Origin of the sequence: Marinobacter azerbaijanicus (assembly GCF_030250645.1) — a bacterium.
Lineage (GTDB): Bacteria > Pseudomonadota > Gammaproteobacteria > Pseudomonadales > Oleiphilaceae > Marinobacter > Marinobacter azerbaijanicus.
On the sequence record NZ_JASSVS010000010.1, the window covers coordinates 113,303 to 130,145 of the forward strand.

Consider the following 16,843-nt stretch of genomic DNA (forward strand, 5'->3'; position numbering starts at 1 on the left):
ACAGCAACCTGGGAGTGCTCCATGGGCAGCTTAGAACGTTTTTACAATTACATTGATGGTGCATGGACTGGCAGCGAAACCTATCGCATGGTCGATGATCCCGCTACGGGCCAACCCTATGCAGAAATTGCGGATGCCAGTATCGGCGACGCTGACGCCGCCATGGCATCAGCCCGTCGATGTGTCGACTCCGGCGCTCTGACATCTGTACGTCCGGCCCAGAGGGTTTCCTGGTTATTGGCCATTGCCCGTGAAATAAAGGCACTGACCGAGGAAGCCGCGCTGGTGCTGAGCAGGGAAAACGGCAAATCACTTGATATTGCCCGTGGGGAGTTCGAGGAGTCCGCCCGCTATTTCGAGTATTACGCGGGCATGGCTGACAAAATTGAAGGTACGTCTATCCCGCTGGGTAACGGCTATGTCGATTTCACCAGCTATGAGCCAATGGGTGTTTCGGTACAGATTGTACCCTGGAATTTCCCGCCCTCGATTTGCGCACGCTCATTGGCGCCGGCACTTGCCGCTGGCAATGCGGTGGTGGTGAAGTCCCCGGAAGTATCGCCCCTGGCGATGACCTTCTTGATGACGGCGTGCGAGCGCGCAGGGCTGCCTCGTGGCGCCGTTAATTTGCTCTGTGGTGCGGGTGCGGTTGTGGGTGCCCATTTGGTCGAGCATGCCGAAACCAACCAGATCGTGTTCACCGGTTCGGTCGCTACCGGGCAAAGGATTCTGCGGGCAGCTGCCGAGCGCGCAACACCCTGTGTGATGGAAATGGGCGGCAAGTCGGCGGCCATCGTTCACGCTGATGCTGACCTTGATCAGGTGATTGCAAGCGTTGAGGCAGGCATCTTCTTCAACGCGGGCCAGGTGTGCTCGGCCATGTCCCGTCTGCTTGTGCACCGGTCACGGATGGAAGAGGTCTGCCAGCGGGTCACCGAATTGACGGAAAGTCTGTCCATTGGTGCAGGCATCACTAATCCGGGCCTGACGCCGCTGGTTTCGGAGGCGCAATTGACTCAGGTGGAGGGTATGTGTCGACGAGCCATTGTCGAGGGCGCGACCTGCATCACCGGTGGAGAGCGGGTTTCCGGCACGTCTGGATACTTCATGCAGCCCACCGTCTTTACCGATGTAGCGGTGGACAGTGAAATTTTCCAGCAGGAGGTTTTCGGACCCGTGTTAGTGATTCATGCCTTTGATTCGGAAGACGAAGCCGTGGCCCTGGCCAATGGCACAGCGTTTGGCTTGGTGGCTGGTGTTTTCGACCAGCATCTCGATCGCGCCCTGCGAACAGCTCGACGCCTTCGTGGCGGGCAGGTGTTCATCAATGAATGGTTCGCTGGTGGCGTGGAAACACCCTTCGGTGGCGTAGGGCTCTCTGGCTATGGGCGGGAAAAAGGCCAGCAAGGGCTTTATGGATATGTGCAGACCAAAAATATCGCCATCCGCATCGCTGGCGAATAAGGATCTCCTATGAAAACCTGGCTTTGTGTTGTTTGCGGCCTCATTTACGACGAAGCGAAAGGCTGGCCTAAAGACGGCATAGCTCCCGGCACCCGCTGGGAAGATGTACCCGATGACTGGCTATGCCCGGATTGCGGTGTCGGCAAGGCCGATTTCGAAATGTTGGAGATTACTTGCGACATGCCTGAAACGCCGGTAGCGCTTTTGGCCGCGGAAGCTGAAAGCGCCTCCATGCCCTCGGGCATGGTACCGGAAGGCCCGGTGGTGATTATTGGAAGTGGTCACGCGGGCTATGGTCTTGCCAAGGCCTTGCGTTCTCTCAATGCCGATCGCGAAATTCATGTCTTTACCGCGGACGATGGCGGCCGTTATTCAAAACCGGCACTATCCAATGCCCTGGCGATGAAAAAGGACGCTCATTCCCTACTTGAAGAGTCTGCATTGGCCATAGAGCGGCGCCTTGAGATCAGGGTCCACGCCTTCTGTCCAGTATTGTCTATTGACACCAGGCAGCAAACACTTGTGACCCGCCTTGGTGACATGAGCTATGGACAATTGATCCTGGCAACCGGTGCGCGTCCCATTCGTATTGGATTTACCGGTGATCAGAGCGCCTTGCTTGCCGTCAATGACCGTCAGGACTATCAGCGGATGCGGGCCAAACTTGATTGCCTGGATGAGCCCGCCCGGGTCACCATTATTGGCGATGGCCTCATTGGTTGCGAGTTTGCCAATGACCTTGCCCAGGCCGGCCATGCAGTAAATGTGGTAGGCCTCGCGGACCGGCCTCTGCCCAGGCTGTTGCCGGCAGCTGGCAGCGAAGTACTGCGTCGGGGACTTAGTGAAATCGGCGTGCAGTGGTACCTCTCCCGCTCGTTGGCTGATGTAAAAAGCGCGCCCGATGGCTCGTATCGCCTGACGCTGACTGATGGCACAACGCTCGACTCTGATTTGCTCATCAGTGCCGTGGGACTTTCACCAAACATCAGTCTGGCGCAAGAGGCCGGTGTCAAATGCGGCCGTGGCATTCAGGTCAATGATTATCTGGCGACATCCATACCGAATATCTACGCCCTTGGCGATGCCGTCGAACTCAACGGTCAGCTGTTGCCTTACCTGGCGCCTATTAATGCCGGCATCAAGGCGCTGGCTTTGACAATTGATGGCACACCAACCCCGGTTGATTATCCTGTGATGCCGGTAATGGTCAAGACACCGGCAGCGCCGGTATGTGTGGTGGTTCCGCCCTCTGAAGTCGCTGTCCAATGGCGCGTTGACAGAATCGGGGACGGCGTGCGTATTCAATGTCATGACGATGATGGGGTCATGCTCGGCTTTGCCCTGGTCGGCAAGGAGGCCATGAGCAGTCGCAGTGACTGGATAAAAGCCTGTGGCAAAGCCACCGAGGAGCTGGTATGACGGAGTCCATTATTCCCCGGGATGATAAATGCAACGGCTGGTATCATCTGCTCGCAGAGCCCGCCAAGGCGCGCCGGCTGACCATCTGTAAAGACGTCGAATGGCTGGTTATCGGTGCCGGTTTCACGGGTCTGGCGGCTGCGCGACGACTTGCGGAACTGCGACCCGGCCAAAGAGTGGTCTTGCTGGATGCCTTGCGCGTGGGGCAAGGCGCTTCCGGCCGCAATACCGGATTCGTTATCGATTTACCCCACAAACGGGACCTGGAAGGCGATGACCTCGCCCGTAAACAGAAGCTTCTGGGTCTCAACCGCAATGCCATCAAGGATCTGGATGTACTGGTTGAAAGCCATAATATCGATTGTGGTTGGTCCCTTGCCGGTAAATACCAGGGCGCGGTGGGCAAACGCGGGCTCAAGTACCTGGATAACTACGAAAAGCTTCTCAGGGAATTTGATTACCCTTACAAAAGGCTCGAACGGGAAGATCTGCGCCCAATTCTGGGTACTTCTCATTACGCGGCCGCTATCTACACTGCGGATACAGCGCTCATGCAACCGGCGGCTCTGGTGCGCGGACTGGCAGATACGCTGCCGGACAATGTAGAGCTCCACGAGGACTCGCCGGTGGTCGGCCTGTCCCGCAGTAACGGCAACTGGCACGCAGTGACGCCGGAGGGCGAGGTGCGGGCCAAAAACCTGGTGTTGGGCTCCAATATCTATTCCCAGGAATTCGGCTTCCTCAAGGGACGGATGTTACCGGTAATGACGTTCGCCAGCATGACCCGGGAGCTGACCGATCAGGAAATGGACTTATTCAGTGAGGCGCCACACCACTTTGGCCTGACACCCGCGGATCATGCCGGTACAACCGTGCGACTTACACCGGATCGACGATTGATCATCCGCAACCAGTACCGGTTTGTTCCCAAGTACCACGACAACCTGGCCGGCCGCACCGCCATTCGCCAGGGCCATCGGGACTCGTTTCTGGCGCGCTATCCGTCACTGGAACATGTGCCTTTCGATTCCACCTGGGGCGGTGCCTGTGGGCTATCCCGAAACTACACTCCCTTCTTTGGCGAAGTGGGTGATCATGCCTGGATGTCAGGAGTTCATCAGAGTGTGGGTGCCGCAAGGGGAACCATCTCCGGCAAGTTGATTGCAGAACTGGCTACAGGTCAAGATTCCAGTCAACTGGCGGATATGCTCGCGGTATCGGGTAAGCCCGCCATGAATCCGCCGCAACCTTTTCTCAGTGTGGGTGTAAAGACCCGTATGGTTCACGCCGCCTGGGCGAGCCGGAGCGAGTTATGATTTTAAAAAGGACGTGGGTATGAACCAATCCCCGATTCGTGCGGTTAAATTCGACCATCAAGAGACTGCCTTTAAACACCGCGGCGGGCCACCCGGGCATGCCGCCATCGGACGCACCGTTGATGGGGCGCTGAGCACCACTATGGGGGCTGGTTTTGCCCGCTGGGAAGGCGCCGAAATTGCTTGGACATTGCTCTACGATGAGGTCATCTTTGTGATCGAAGGCGAGCTTTTAGTAACAGCGGCGGACGAGACCCACCATGTAATACCCGGCCAGATGCTCTGGATTCCGGAGGGTACGGAATTGGTTTATGGTGGTTATGCACTCTTTGGGTATGCCTTGTATCCAGGCAATTGGAAAGTGACAGAGGACGAGCGGTTATTTCATAACTGATTGATAATGCGGGAAAGTGGTCGGCGTGGCAGGATTCGAACCTGCGACCCCTTCGTCCCGAATAAAATAGTGTAGTGTTTCATTTCGGTTCATTCAGGTTCATTTCGTTTCCGTTAATTCGTAACAACTATATGATTTATATAGTTTTTTATAGAATTTTTGTGTGTTGATTGGGTTCAGATTGTGGCAAGACGTTTTACCGGTACCCAGCGTGTACCTAAGCCAGAAACTGTCCCCAGCCAGTACCCAAAGTTCTCTAAAATTAGCATTAACGGAGTCAGAAAATGGCAGTAAAAAACAGGGAGCTCCTTCCACGGAGCGCCGATTCAGCGGATAAACTGATCCGGAAACTGACACCCGGTCAGAAAGATACCTACATTCAGGATTCAACTGTCACCGGCCTGGTGTTGCGTGTAACTCCCAGCGGAAAAAAGATCTGGCATCTGAGGTATACGGTTCAGGTCGGTTCTGGTCAGTGGATTGGGCGAAAGCATTCCCTTGGTGCTTTTTGCGACGGACTGAGAACGCGTTCAGCTCGGGAGCTGGCTGAGGAATGGCGGGTCCGTATTCGACAGGGAGAGGACCCCCAGGAAGAAAAAAAGAAGCTCGCGGAGATGCGGAAAGCTGAACATCTGCGGGAAATTGCAGAGCGTCAGGCGTTACGGACTTTAAACGATGTGGCTGCTGTTTATGCAACCAAGCTGGCGAATAAGACGAGCGGACACGATGATGGCGGAATACATGCCATGACAATCTTACAGAACCATTTGCTTGGTCGTTTTGGATCCATACCAATCAAAGAATTTACTCGCCAACACTTTTTTGCTGCTGTCGACCCTGTTCTTGCTGCCGGCCATAACTCCATGGCGAATTCGGTACTTTTGTACACGAAGGCGATGTTCCGATTAGCGGTAAAACGGGAATTTATTGAGTACTCAGTACTAGATTGTGTAGAAAAAGCGGATGTTGGCGGGAAAGACAAAATAAGAACCCGGGTCCTGTGTGCGACCCGGACAAAAGAAGATGAGTTGGAAGAGCTGTACAAATTGTTGCCAGAGTCCGGTTTATCCCGGAATCTGCAATGCTCTGTCCATATCCTTCTTGGAACAATGTGCCGGGGTATCGAGCTGTTTAAAGGAAGGTGGGATCACCTCAATTTTGATAACAGCACCTGGCTCATTCCCGATGAAAACTCAAAGAATGGCGATCCGATCATCATCCATTTGTCAGACTACTCGAAGAAGTGGTTTGCCGAGCTACATAAGCTCACAGGCCACACCGGCTGGATGATGCCATCAGTAAAATCAAAAGACCGTCCTTACATGCTGCCTAAAGTCCTGAGCAAGGCTGTGTGCGAGCGCCAGCGTGATCCTGATGCACCACCGAAAAAAGGCCGCACGAAAAACCACTCGACCCTGATTCTGCCTGATGGTCACTGGACGGTTCACGACCTGAGGCGGACAGGGGCAACTCAGATGCAAATGCTCAACGTAACACCAGATATTATTGATGCCTGCCAAAATCACCGTCCCCTGGGCAGTGTCCGTCGTCGGTATCAGCATGGTGAGAGCATGGATCAGATGCGAAATGCGTGGGATTTGCTAGGGCGTTCCTTAGCTGCTAAAGCGGATGCCCATAATCAGACAGTCTGACGTTGCTGCCCTAAACCCTTTGTATAAAAGATCGGGGCCGCGGCAGAAAATGGTCCCGATCTATTTGGTATGTGCCATCCCGGAAAACTCAGGGAACAATTCCCCGCTGGATTTGCTGGATAAATTGTCTAAGACGGGCAATGTCCTCAGGAGAGCCCAGCATCTCTGCCGGAGTAGCGTGACCCAAAGGAATTCGTGGTCGTGACATCCAGTCACGGGCGGAATCCTCGTCGCCCTCGAACAGATCTACAATTTCACGCCAAACCGTTTCCCTCAGATCTTCCGCCGGCATCGGAGCACTCCAGTTAAGGCTTACAAGATAAGGATAACGTAAATCTGCCCAGCCAGTGCCAGCAATGTGCAGCAGACGATTACGGCTGGGTCTGACAACCTCGCTCACGTAATTTATGCCTGGTCTTCAGTATTCCAGCCAGGTTTTTGCTGACCGGGAACGTATTATCGTAACGTCCCTTGGCCGGCCGCCCGATGAAGCCGGAGGCATTCCCAGCTGCCTGAGCCAGTTCGGGTCCCGGTCCTGGGCCTCCAGCAGTAATCGAAGTGAGCTACGGTAATCCTTTTTTGTGGACGGATTACACCAGTGCTCCAGTAGCCAGCGGACGTGCTTCTGTTGAATCTGTTGGTGCCTTTTAACTTCCGGAAATCGAACTTCGACTGCGGCCACCATTTTTTCGATGCGGCTGATATGGCGGCGCCGTGCCCGGTCACCGCCTTCACCGGCTTTAATCCGCTTAATTATGCTGGTGAGATTCATTCTCTGACTTCCTCCCGGCCTGATCCGAACGGTGGCGTTTTCCGACGTAGGATGATGAAATCGTCAGACGCTTGTGACCGCCCCTGTGACCGACTGCCTGTCTGGCATTTAGGTCTGCAGCTCTGTCAAAGGGCCCGTCTTGCTTCAGCGGAGCCGGCTGACCACTTTCTCTTTCATACAGTTCGATAAAGTTTTCTGCCCGGAGGTCTTTCGGGCACTCAATCCCGACCTGCTTCAGTACTTTGCGAACCGGAGTGGCATGCCGGTTGAGAAATTCCTTCAGGGAACTATTGGTATCGATCAGGCAAGATCCGGTTTCAGAGATCGTATGGAGGGCATAGTCCAGAGCCTGCCATTGCACGCTTCAACGGGAATCCACCGGTCATCGGATACGAAACCACCTTTCGTACCTTCCTTGATCCAGACCATCTGATACAGGTCAGCTTCTGCTTTCATGCGACGCAGATCAGCTAACGCACCTTCCCGAAACCGCATACCAAACGCTCGCCAGAGAAGAATCAGAGCAGCTCCCCGGTAGTTTCCTTTATGCTCTGACAGCCTTACCGCCTCAATCACTTTGTCCCAGGGTGCCATTGGCAAGACTGTGCGGACATATGAACGCTTTCCGACCGAATCCGACGGCGACAGCCAGATCTCCCGGTCAAGGCGTACTGCCCGCATGACGGTGTTCACTGTCGAGATCAGATTTTGTGCATAGGCCACTTCCACAGCTCCGGCCGTAACCGCCTTGGCCAGGTACTCTGCGTACGCCACAGCATGATCCCTGGTAATCTTCCGAAGATCCCGAATCGGCGGGTCGAGTTCCGACAGCCAGGCGAGCCAGTTCTGGAATCGGGCATGATGGGTAAACCGTGTGTAGAAATGGCTATCTCCACCATATGCCTCTGCGAGAGCCATCTTAGCAGCATAATCCGGCTGGTGACCCAGCCCGAAATTCCTTTTCTGGTGATTCCGTTTAAGTTTTCTTTGTTTCGTCATTTCATCTTTCCTCGATAGCAGTTCATCTCCTGTAAATGTGCAGCATTGTCGTGTGGCAAACCCTCAGCATATGGGGTCAGGACCTCTAGGTTCTCCACACACGCAGGCCCTGTCCCCGTAGCTGAGTCAGTTTTAACCATTTCCAGATCATGGCTCCGGTCCTACGTTGGCGCTGCTGCGAGCGCGATTGAATTTTCCTCACGAACCAGCAAACCATTTCTGGCCGGGGCGGGCTTCATGTCGTCACCATGAGTCGTGGGGAGCGGGCACCGTATTGCACGGTGAGTGAGGGCAAGCACGAAAACTGAGCGATGACGGTGATGACGCACCGCTGATCAGGGGAGATCCACCCGGCCCGAAAGGTTTCGTTCGGGGTTTCGTTACCTGCGTAGTTGGAAAAAGCTCCCAGTGCCTGATTTCGGGCGGTGAGTTCTTTCCAAGCCTAATGCATCTCAATTTTTTAAAGGTCATACAACCAGAACCGGGAGCGCTGTCTGATGGGCACCCATCAGGTTTTCGAATGGCTCCCAGAACGAAAAACGAGATATGTTCGATGTTAATGATGCCAGGGTGGCGTTATGGGGAGAGCTTCAGGTGCTCGTTGGGAAGGGGCCTGAAAGGGCCTTCTGGATCCGATTAATGGACCGGATCACTGTGCTGTTTTATTTCATCGAGCCCCAGCTAGGCGCGGTAGAGGCAGAGCCTCAGGACACGGTTATTTTCGGAAACGGTACCTGCTATGTCCAGCAAAGTTTACGCAGTTTTAGTGTGTTTAGACGCTAATCTGCTCGGAAGAATGGTGAAGCGAACCCTCGTCAGTGGCCGGGAAACCAGACCCCAAATGGACTTGAAGTGGACTTACGAAAATGAAAGACCACCGTCGCTGATTCGAAAGGCCACTTCGGGAACACTTGGAGCTCGAAGCCCTGCTTCAGGTGGTATGGTTTGCGTATTAATCGGAGTGTTCCGGACCCAGGCATAGAACTCCAGAGAGAGGGAGGACAATCTCTGCAAAACATGAAGCATGCTGGCTTCACATACGTTTGGTTTACTTCCTTTCGGGTTCGCAATACCATCATCTGCGGATAAGCGGCTCTACCTCTCTTAGGCTCCATAAAAACCAGTTGTAGATGATTCTCTGATGCGGCATGCAAGACCGAACCCATGATACCTCCGATCAATCTTAAAGCCGTTGATCTGTTTTCCGGCTGTGGTGGCTTAACCCAAGGGCTGAGGGACGCTGGTTTCTCGGTAGAAGCAGCCGTTGAGTTAGATCCACTAGCTGCGGAAACGTATGCAGCGAACCACCCTGCTGTCCGGCTATTTAATGAGGATATCCGCAGTCTCTCCTCAATCGATCTTTTAAATGCCTGTGGGCTCAAGAAAGGAGAGCTGGATTTGCTAGCAGGATGCCCTCCTTGCCAAGGGTTTTCCCGCATGCGACTGAACAATAAAAAAAGGAGAATGTCGGATCCGAGGAACCGCTTGATAGATGAGGTTCTTCGCTTGGTCAGGGATGTTTTTCCTAAAGCCATAATGCTTGAAAACGTTCCGAATCTTGCACGTTACAGCCGTTTTCTAAAGTTCAAGAGTGAACTCAGAAAGTTAGGATACAAAGTCACCGACGAAGTGCTTGATGTGGCGGATTTTGGCGTACCTCAGCGTCGCAGAAGGCTCGTTCTTCTCGCATCTAGAGAGGGGGCTTTAAATCATCCTCAACCTGTATCTCAGAGAACTACTGTACGCTCTGTTATTGAAGAGCTCCCAGTTCATGTGCTGGAGAAGGATGTGCTGCATAACCTACCTGAGAAGCGCAGTGAGAGAGTTCAGCAGCTTATTAGGGCCATTCCCAAAGACGGAGGTAGCAGGAGCTCACTCTCGCCTGAGCTCGCACTCAAATGCCACACAAAGCATGACGGCTATTATGATGTGTATGGCCGAATGAGCTGGGATGATGTGTCCCCTACTATTACCGGTGGCTGTATCAATCCGTCAAAAGGCCGCTTCCTACACCCTACCGAAGACCGAGCGATATCTTTGCGAGAGGCAGCGATGTTGCAGAGCTTTCCACCCGAGTACACTTTTTCTTTGCGCCGGGGTAAGTATGCTGCTGCGGAAATGATTGGAAATGCCTTACCCCCGCTTTTCTCTCGACTTCAGGCGGAAGTAATTCGCGACCATCTTACTCAAAAATAGAAAGCCGGCAGTAATTGATGACTTCAGACGATAAAAAAATAGAAGAGCTTGTCGGCATCCTCCGAGGCTTTAAGCCGGGGCGTCCGCTCAAGGGTTACATTACGCACGCGGTTTTCCCGAAATTTAAGAACATAGAACCCTTCACCCGCGTTGATTTTCAGTTTCCATTAACTGCGCTTGTTGGGGCCAATGGGATTGGGAAAAGCTCTCTACTCCACGCTTTGTGGGGGATGCCATACGGTTATTCTACTTCTAAGTTCTGGTTCTCTACTGAACTTGATCCTATTGAAAATAATAAAAAGAATCCGCAACGCTATTTTTATGGCCACTGGCATGATGAATATGGTGATGTTGTCGAGACTCGAAAAGCTCGATTAGGTACAAAGAGGGATTATTGGGAACCCTACAGGAGAAGTGCGAAGGACGGTATGCAGCCGATTCCTGATGGCAACTATAAAGGAAAGGCAAAGGATCGCTGGAATCCTGTTCGTAGAAAAGTTGTTTATATAAATTTCAGAGCACTATTTGGGTCTTTTGACCGCTACTTTTATTTTGATGATGATTTTGGTGACGGCAATAAGCGCGATATTATGCTTAATGCCGCTCGCCGACTGAAAACTGTAAAAGAAAAAAATAAAGAATCCTATAAGCTAGGCCGTAAGGAACGTATTTTCGAGAATCGATTTCTGACTCCCGAGGAATTATCTGCCGCATCAGAAATTTTAGGGAGAGTGTATGATTCAGCCCAGATAATCCGGCACTCGTTATTTCCAGGAAACAGAGGTAGAGACCTCAGTGTTGTTTTCAAGAGAGGTTCAGAATATTCCGAAGCGTTTGCTGGTAGTGGAGAAATTGCTGCAGTCAGTGCTGTAGTGGATGTTCTTGATGCTGACGCATACTCCCTAATTCTGTTGGATGAACCCGAAACCTCGCTTCACCCTGGAGCTCAACGAGCATTGCTCAGATTCTTACTGGAACAAATAAAAATAAAAAAACATCAGGTTGTAATGTCAACCCATTCTCCGGAGTTTCTCGCAGGATTACCCCACGAAGCCATTAAGGTTTTTGAGGATAATGGTAAATCTCAAGCCCGAGTCATCCCGAAGAGCTCCCCGGACGCTGCCCTGAACCGGCTAGGGAGACCTCCAGCTAATATGCGGCGGTTACTAGTCGAGGACTTCTTAGCTCAGCAGATTGTGCTTCGGGCCGCAAAATTGCTCGATAAAGGTGATCGAGAAGCTTTAGAGATCAAAGTAGCACCTGGCGGTGCCGACGCTATATTAAAACATCTCGGCCCAGCTGCTATGGTTTCGGGCGATAATGTCTTCTTATTATTAGACGGTGATAAGAAGAAGGTCTCCAAACTCACCGATCCAAATGAAATCCCTCCATCTGATTATTCATGTCTTACCGATCTCTTAAAGAAACAGATCGGGGTTGATCCTCAGTTCCATATTCCTGGTGGAGATGATCAAGCCGCACATGAGGAAGCCAAGGTATTAGCTCAGTTAGAGTACTTGAGGTGGCTCAGTACCCATTTAGAATATCTACCAAAAAAAATGCCTGAGCAAATCGTTTTGGATCAATTTGCGATAAGTAGCTATGATAATGAGTCGCGTCCCCATGAGATAAAGACGGCTTTTCGAGAACTGCTTGCTGATGGAGCAGAGCTCGACCTGTCCTCCGCTGAACTGGATGCACTTGCGCGAGTTAAGGTCGATAAAATTCCCCTCGATAATGCTGACTTAGCTAAGATCTACGACAGTTTAATCAAGTGGTTGCATGGATAACCATTCAGGATATTGGTCGCTCTGACAAGGTCGAGCTGATGCGACAAAGATCGGGGTGACTATCAATTAAAGTGCTCGTTTAACCGTGTGTATAAAATCTGCCATTGAAAATAGCCAGTTCCGTTGTGCTTTAGTGAAACTCCCATGGATGGCGGTCGGTATGACCAGCTGCAGATTTTTTGCAACCATCTCGTCCGTCTGAGACGAACTGATACCAGCCTCCAATGTTGCTAGATACTTTCGCTCCAGAAGGTCGCCTTCCGATAGAACCTGTCTCCACCTGTCTTTACATGTTGTTTTCGCGCCGAGAAGAAAAATCCTTTCCCTTGGGTATTGTGGATCGTGGTAGGCGCCAAACTCAGGAAACAGAAAGTCGGGCTTGGCCTTGTTTTCGGTCACTCGCGCGCCTCCGCCCTTCTCAAACGGAAGCCTGTTTTGCTGAAAAATAAACCCCAAATGATTTTCAAAAGCGTGACCAACCCGGGATTTTCGGCGGTTCTGAACGCTCAGAGAGAATGCTATGAACTCGTCCACATCGTCTCCTGCAGCACCGAAACCTGACCGAAGCCGTTCAGATACAATATGCCGCTCGTACGCCCTAAAGAGTGCCTCCTCCCGCTCCATCCAGCCTATCAGAGCGGCATCCGGGTCCGTAATGCAGTCAAAGTCAGTTAATTCTCTGGCTAAAGCGGAGAACTCTGCTGTTTTTGGAAACTTGTCAGGGAACCTTTCCAGAAGCATATCCAGGTCGTTCTGAACCTCTCTCTCATCGAATGCTCTGACACCGAGCTCTTCCAGCAGCATTTTTATTGGGAGAATGAGGGTCTGTGACGGCATGGACGCGGAGGTAAAGTCCTGGTCGACATCCGACAGGCCGAACAGGTGGCGCAGCTGAAACTCTACGGATGAGCCGGCCGGGGTAAAAAGAAGTAGAAGACTTCCGTCGTGCTTCTTGGCTACGAGGAAAAAGTCCGTCGGCTGGATCAGTTCTGTAACGGGGTTGGATTTGTAATAAAGCCGGTACTCCGGAGAGCGTTTCGGATTTTTCCAGCGTGCGTCGTACCAGGTAACTGTATCCTGGCAGAGCTCAGCATCTTCCTCGTCCGTGAGGTAGGCCATCATTGCTGGGAAGGGATAGCCATCAGATTTTCCGGGGATCCCAAGAAGGCTTTTAAAGCCAACGCTGGGCAGCCCGCCGATTTCATGTTGGTTAGATCTGGCTGGATCGGCATCTACAGCGCTCAGGTACTTGGCTGCCGCACCTTCAAAGATCTCGTTTACTGAATCGAGCAATGCTACATCTCCACTCGGAAAATTCCGAAATCGCTGGAAGTTACAATCGTGATTCCGGGAGCTGAATCAGGGTGCTAAGGCTGATTTGGCACGGTCCAGACATCTATTCATCAGCTGATCTATCTCTGTTTCTTTCATCGCCTCGAAGACCTTACCAGCTCCGGCTTTATTGAGCTCAGTCATGAATTTGCGCCAGCGTTCCTCACGCGCGAGAACCCATTCATCCGAAGCGAAAGTCCTGAGTATACCGGCGGAAATTGCAGGGCGGATAAACAGTCCGGGACGCTCAACGGTGTTGAGCCGCATGTCGGTTGATCGGAATATAATACTCAGTGCCTTCTCAGGATCCTCAGGCATCAGTCTCTGCGCAATCCAGTAGTTCCACCAGAGCCGCGAAACAGCATTATCATCTCTCCATCTCGTCCGGGTATCAGCAAAAAAATGAGCACGGATCGCCTTAGTAAGAGCCTCTCCTGTTTTCCCTTCAAGCCAGCGCTTTTGAGAGAATCCGAGGCATTCAAGGTGAGTAAACCGGATCCAGATTCTGTTTTCAGTTGCCAGAGAAGGCGTGAGGCTGCTGAGTGACCGCCATACAAGTATTGAGTTATTAATCTCCGCTTCAGCGGTCCTCGCCGGGTCCAGCTCCTTCAGAGGGCCAGGATCGTAGGTGAGATTGGTAGCAATTTCCCAGTTTCCCTGCTCTGCCAGATCCTGAAATCCTTCCGAGCAATATCGATCCACGTTTTCATCTATTGAATCGATCAGTTGATCGGCAACCGCCTGACCAACATAAAGTACTTTGTTCAGGCTCATTAACTCAGCGCCTCCACCGCTTCATGTACCTTGCCGACCGGGCAGTCGAGTAATAACTGCGCTTTTCTCAGGAGATCTTTTCCGTCGAGTTCTACTCCTACCTGACGGCAACGGGATTCGATTGCCCGGTACCACCTGAGATGATCGCACTTATCCCTGGAAGCGACATCAAGCACCTCAATAAGGCACGGGAGGTACAACGATGACAGCAGTATCTGACGTCCATGGCCGCTGTTCCGGACCTGATTAAGTGAGTTGTATAGCGTTGGATGAACCTGAATAACGATCGCCTGGGTATCTGTACCTACCCTGAACAAGCCGTTCTCAACACTGCTCGTCGATTCAAGACGGAATACAGATTCCATCGGGACCAGCTTATCCAGCCCAGCCTCAAATTCGAACTCGTCACTCACGCCGGCGAGAGAGTATTTCCTTAGCAGAAAATCCTGTTCTCCGAACTCTTCATGTATCGAACCTGCGGGCACCGACAAGGTTTCTGCAGCAACATAGATAATGGCTCTCAGCTTAACCACGCCCCTGAGATTCCCGCCGGCAACGGTTACCTTCCAGTTGCCGGGGGAGATGGCAAGAAACTCTGAAAAGTAGGTATGTTCGCAGGTGATGTATAATCCGCACTCAAGCATTCCCTCAGCAAGCGCATGATCGAGAAACTGTTCGCCTGGCCGGAGCTCTCCCCGAATCTCGACTTCACCGGTTTCAGTTACTTCCCGGACGGGCTCAACTTCCAGACTGAACTTTGCTGCTGGATAATCATCCGTAAAGCTGGCCAGTACCGGGTACGGGAAACGGGTATCACCCTTGAGCTTCATGATCATTTTCCTCTTTCAGTCTGAGCGAGACTTCAATTGGCCCTTCATACGGTTCAGCCAGTTCAACCGAAATCGCTATCCGCTCCCCTTCTTTCAGCTCAATCTCACATGCACCCTTAGTTACCTTATGTCCCGTTGCTGCGACTATAGGCAGGTTTTCTTCATCGGCAATACCAGCGGCAATGACCTCTAGTCTTGCCGGGCCCGACTTCTCTGGCGTAAAAAAGATCATTCTGGACCGGGTGTCACCTCCCTGGACGGTATTGCGCAATCCCTTTATAGGGACCGGCCCTCCACGGGGGCCAGATGCTCCACCCTTTCCTCCACCGGCTCCGGGTCCGCTGGTAGCTCCTCCGCTTCCTCCCGGTTTCTCGCCGCCGCTTCCGCCTTCTGATCCACCAGACACAGATGCACCTGAGCTCTCCGGTTTCTTCCGCATTTTCACTTTAATCGATGCGGGGTCTTTTTCGCTGTTGCCCGTGTTCTGCATTCTGTCGGTTTTATCTTCCGGAGCTGAGAAAAAGTCATTGAGATCATCCAGCTGAATTTCGTCATCCGGCGGGAGCGTGGTGTGACTTTTTATCTTTTCCCGGATCCAGGAGTTCATTTTGTTGACGGCTGCTCTCAGAGAGCGACTCAGCTGGGGGTCTTCAATCCGCTCGGGAGAAAGCTCATCATGTCTTGGATTCTCAAGAGCCCTGATGTTGGCGGAGGCGCTGTCATCAATTGGCTCAATCACTGCGATGAAGTCTTTCTGCAGGGGAAACCGGGCAAGTTTCTCTCTGAAATGCCTGAAGCGGGACGTGATGAACATGCCATTCCGGATCAGACCAACCTGCTTCTCAAGCCGGTCTTCAATCAGGATAGACAGCTTAACTCTGCCCAGTCCGTGAATGGTCTCCTCGTAACGAGCGCTCTCAGGACTTGTGAGGCAGCGATAGAGGTTATGACTGAACTTCAGATCTTCGTCAGAGCCGCGGCTGGAGGCGACTTCACGGAGTGTTTCGTTTGCAAACAGTCCTGGCAGAGTATCGCGGTTAATAACGAGCTCATCCCCAACCTCAAAAATCACTTTCCCGTTGTGGACAGCAGTGAAAAAATTACGCACCAGAGATTCAGCGATACGCCAGTCCCACTGTTCCTCTGACAAAAAACCAAGCGCTGTCACTGTAGTCCCTGGCTCGGTTCTCTGCAGCCATTCAGGCAACCCTGATACGTTTGTGGCGGGCATATAATTTTCGGCTTCGCCCCAGTATCCCGTTGCGCTGTGCTCCTGACCGGGGCCTTTGCTGTGGGAAACGAGAATAGCTTTGGCCTGCGCCAGAAACTGATTGTTACCAGATGAATCTTCGTAGACCGTTGAATAGAAGACGCTTCTCAGGGCTGAGACTGCGTACGCAGCGTTCTTCCCGATACCGAAGGAGCCTCCTGAGGTATCATCGCCTTTTTTACTCACGCCTTTGGCTTTGATGAGAGCGTGATAAGGTGTACCAGGTTCGCATGGGCCAATGAGCCCCGTGGTCCCCTCATCGATCACGTGCAGCAGGTCTATTTCCGTGGCGCTGGCAATTCGTCTGGCCCGCTCAAAGAACTGAATTTCTTTATCGTCTCGCCTGTTTCTTGCACGACTCAGGCAGGCATCGATAGTCGCTCTGAATCCAGCGATATCAGGCACAGTCTCAGTCGGTACAGTTTCTTTCCAGAAGCGGATAATTACCCGTTCGACATTTCCATCCGGTCCGGAGCGCCGGGCAGCATCGATACTGTTTTGGCCACATTCGCGGGCGAGGCCGGCGAAGGGCGCATCTCTGAAAGTCTCAATACCTGCATCTGCAAGTCCCTCATCTTCTCCCGCCTCATTCCGCAAAAACTTCCACAGCAATGCCATAATGCGATGGCCTCCCT

General features: G+C 52.4%; 13 protein-coding genes and 1 pseudogene. 7 read left to right on the forward strand and 7 right to left on the reverse strand.

What is annotated here, in order from left to right; all coding sequences use genetic code 11:
* Window positions 1–21: 21 nt before the first annotated feature.
* The 5 genes and pseudogenes from QPM17_RS17575 (at window position 22) to QPM17_RS17595 (ending at window position 6,245) form a co-directional block, all read left to right on the forward strand.
* Entirely contained in the window at window positions 22–1,464 is a 1,443-nt protein-coding gene (locus tag QPM17_RS17575) for an aldehyde dehydrogenase family protein (RefSeq protein ID WP_285392345.1), read from the forward strand.
* Between the two features lie 9 nt (window positions 1,465–1,473).
* Complete coding sequence (locus QPM17_RS17580) at window positions 1,474–2,883, forward strand: FAD-dependent oxidoreductase (RefSeq protein WP_285392347.1); 1,410 nt, start codon at window positions 1,474–1,476, stop codon at window positions 2,881–2,883.
* Window positions 2,880–4,199, forward strand: coding sequence for an NAD(P)/FAD-dependent oxidoreductase (locus QPM17_RS17585; protein WP_285392349.1), 1,320 nt, complete (start codon window positions 2,880–2,882; stop codon window positions 4,197–4,199). Before QPM17_RS17580 ends, QPM17_RS17585 begins: the two co-directional genes overlap by 4 nt.
* 10 nt (window positions 4,200–4,209) lie before the next feature.
* Window positions 4,210–4,593: pseudogene (locus QPM17_RS17590) on the forward strand (hypothetical protein); the annotation flags it as partial.
* 284 nt (window positions 4,594–4,877) lie between these two features.
* Window positions 4,878–6,245 carry a tyrosine-type recombinase/integrase gene (locus QPM17_RS17595; RefSeq protein ID WP_285392351.1) on the forward strand — a complete coding sequence of 456 codons (1,368 nt, stop codon included), beginning with the start codon at window positions 4,878–4,880 and terminating at the stop codon, window positions 6,243–6,245.
* Between the two features lie 88 nt (window positions 6,246–6,333).
* Here QPM17_RS17595 and QPM17_RS17600 read toward each other — a convergent pair whose 3' ends face one another.
* The 3 genes from QPM17_RS17600 to QPM17_RS17610 all read right to left on the reverse strand — a co-directional run bounded on the left by QPM17_RS17600 (window position 6,334) and on the right by QPM17_RS17610 (window position 8,016).
* Window positions 6,334–6,645: an MbcA/ParS/Xre antitoxin family protein gene (locus QPM17_RS17600; protein WP_273064136.1), complete on the reverse strand. Its 312-nt coding sequence runs from the start codon at window positions 6,643–6,645 to the stop codon at window positions 6,334–6,336.
* Window positions 6,646–6,663: 18 nt separating this feature from the next.
* The gene (locus QPM17_RS17605) at window positions 6,664–7,017 is read right to left on the reverse strand and encodes a hypothetical protein (RefSeq protein ID WP_285392353.1); all 354 of its coding nucleotides are present in this window, start codon (window positions 7,015–7,017) and stop codon (window positions 6,664–6,666) included.
* A 300-nt stretch (window positions 7,018–7,317) separates the two neighbouring features.
* Window positions 7,318–8,016: a hypothetical protein gene (locus QPM17_RS17610; protein ID WP_285392355.1), complete on the reverse strand. Its 699-nt coding sequence runs from the start codon at window positions 8,014–8,016 to the stop codon at window positions 7,318–7,320.
* A gap of 1,164 nt (window positions 8,017–9,180) precedes the next feature.
* Between QPM17_RS17610 and QPM17_RS17615 the strand changes: the two genes are divergently transcribed.
* Window positions 9,181–10,212: a DNA cytosine methyltransferase gene (locus tag QPM17_RS17615; protein ID WP_273064139.1), complete on the forward strand. Its 1,032-nt coding sequence runs from the start codon at window positions 9,181–9,183 to the stop codon at window positions 10,210–10,212.
* A 17-nt stretch (window positions 10,213–10,229) separates the two neighbouring features.
* The gene (locus QPM17_RS17620) at window positions 10,230–12,002 is read left to right on the forward strand and encodes an ATP-dependent nuclease (protein ID WP_273064142.1); all 1,773 of its coding nucleotides are present in this window, start codon (window positions 10,230–10,232) and stop codon (window positions 12,000–12,002) included.
* A 66-nt stretch (window positions 12,003–12,068) separates the two neighbouring features.
* On the opposite strand, the gene QPM17_RS17625 is transcribed toward QPM17_RS17620, so the two are convergent.
* The 4 genes from QPM17_RS17625 to QPM17_RS17640 form a co-directional block, all read right to left on the reverse strand.
* Window positions 12,069–13,295, reverse strand: a complete 1,227-nt coding sequence (locus tag QPM17_RS17625; protein ID WP_285392358.1) for a type II restriction endonuclease — start codon at window positions 13,293–13,295, stop codon at window positions 12,069–12,071.
* A 66-nt stretch (window positions 13,296–13,361) separates the two neighbouring features.
* Window positions 13,362–14,108 (reverse strand): DUF6339 family protein, encoded by a 747-nt coding sequence (locus tag QPM17_RS17630; protein WP_273064146.1) that lies wholly within the window; start codon window positions 14,106–14,108, stop codon window positions 13,362–13,364.
* Window positions 14,108–14,938: a hypothetical protein gene (locus tag QPM17_RS17635; RefSeq protein ID WP_285392360.1), complete on the reverse strand. Its 831-nt coding sequence runs from the start codon at window positions 14,936–14,938 to the stop codon at window positions 14,108–14,110. Before QPM17_RS17635 ends, QPM17_RS17630 begins: the two co-directional genes overlap by 1 nt.
* Entirely contained in the window at window positions 14,922–16,826 is a 1,905-nt protein-coding gene (locus QPM17_RS17640; protein ID WP_273064149.1) for a hypothetical protein, read from the reverse strand. Before QPM17_RS17640 ends, QPM17_RS17635 begins: the two co-directional genes overlap by 17 nt.
* Window positions 16,827–16,843: the final 17 nt, after the last annotated feature.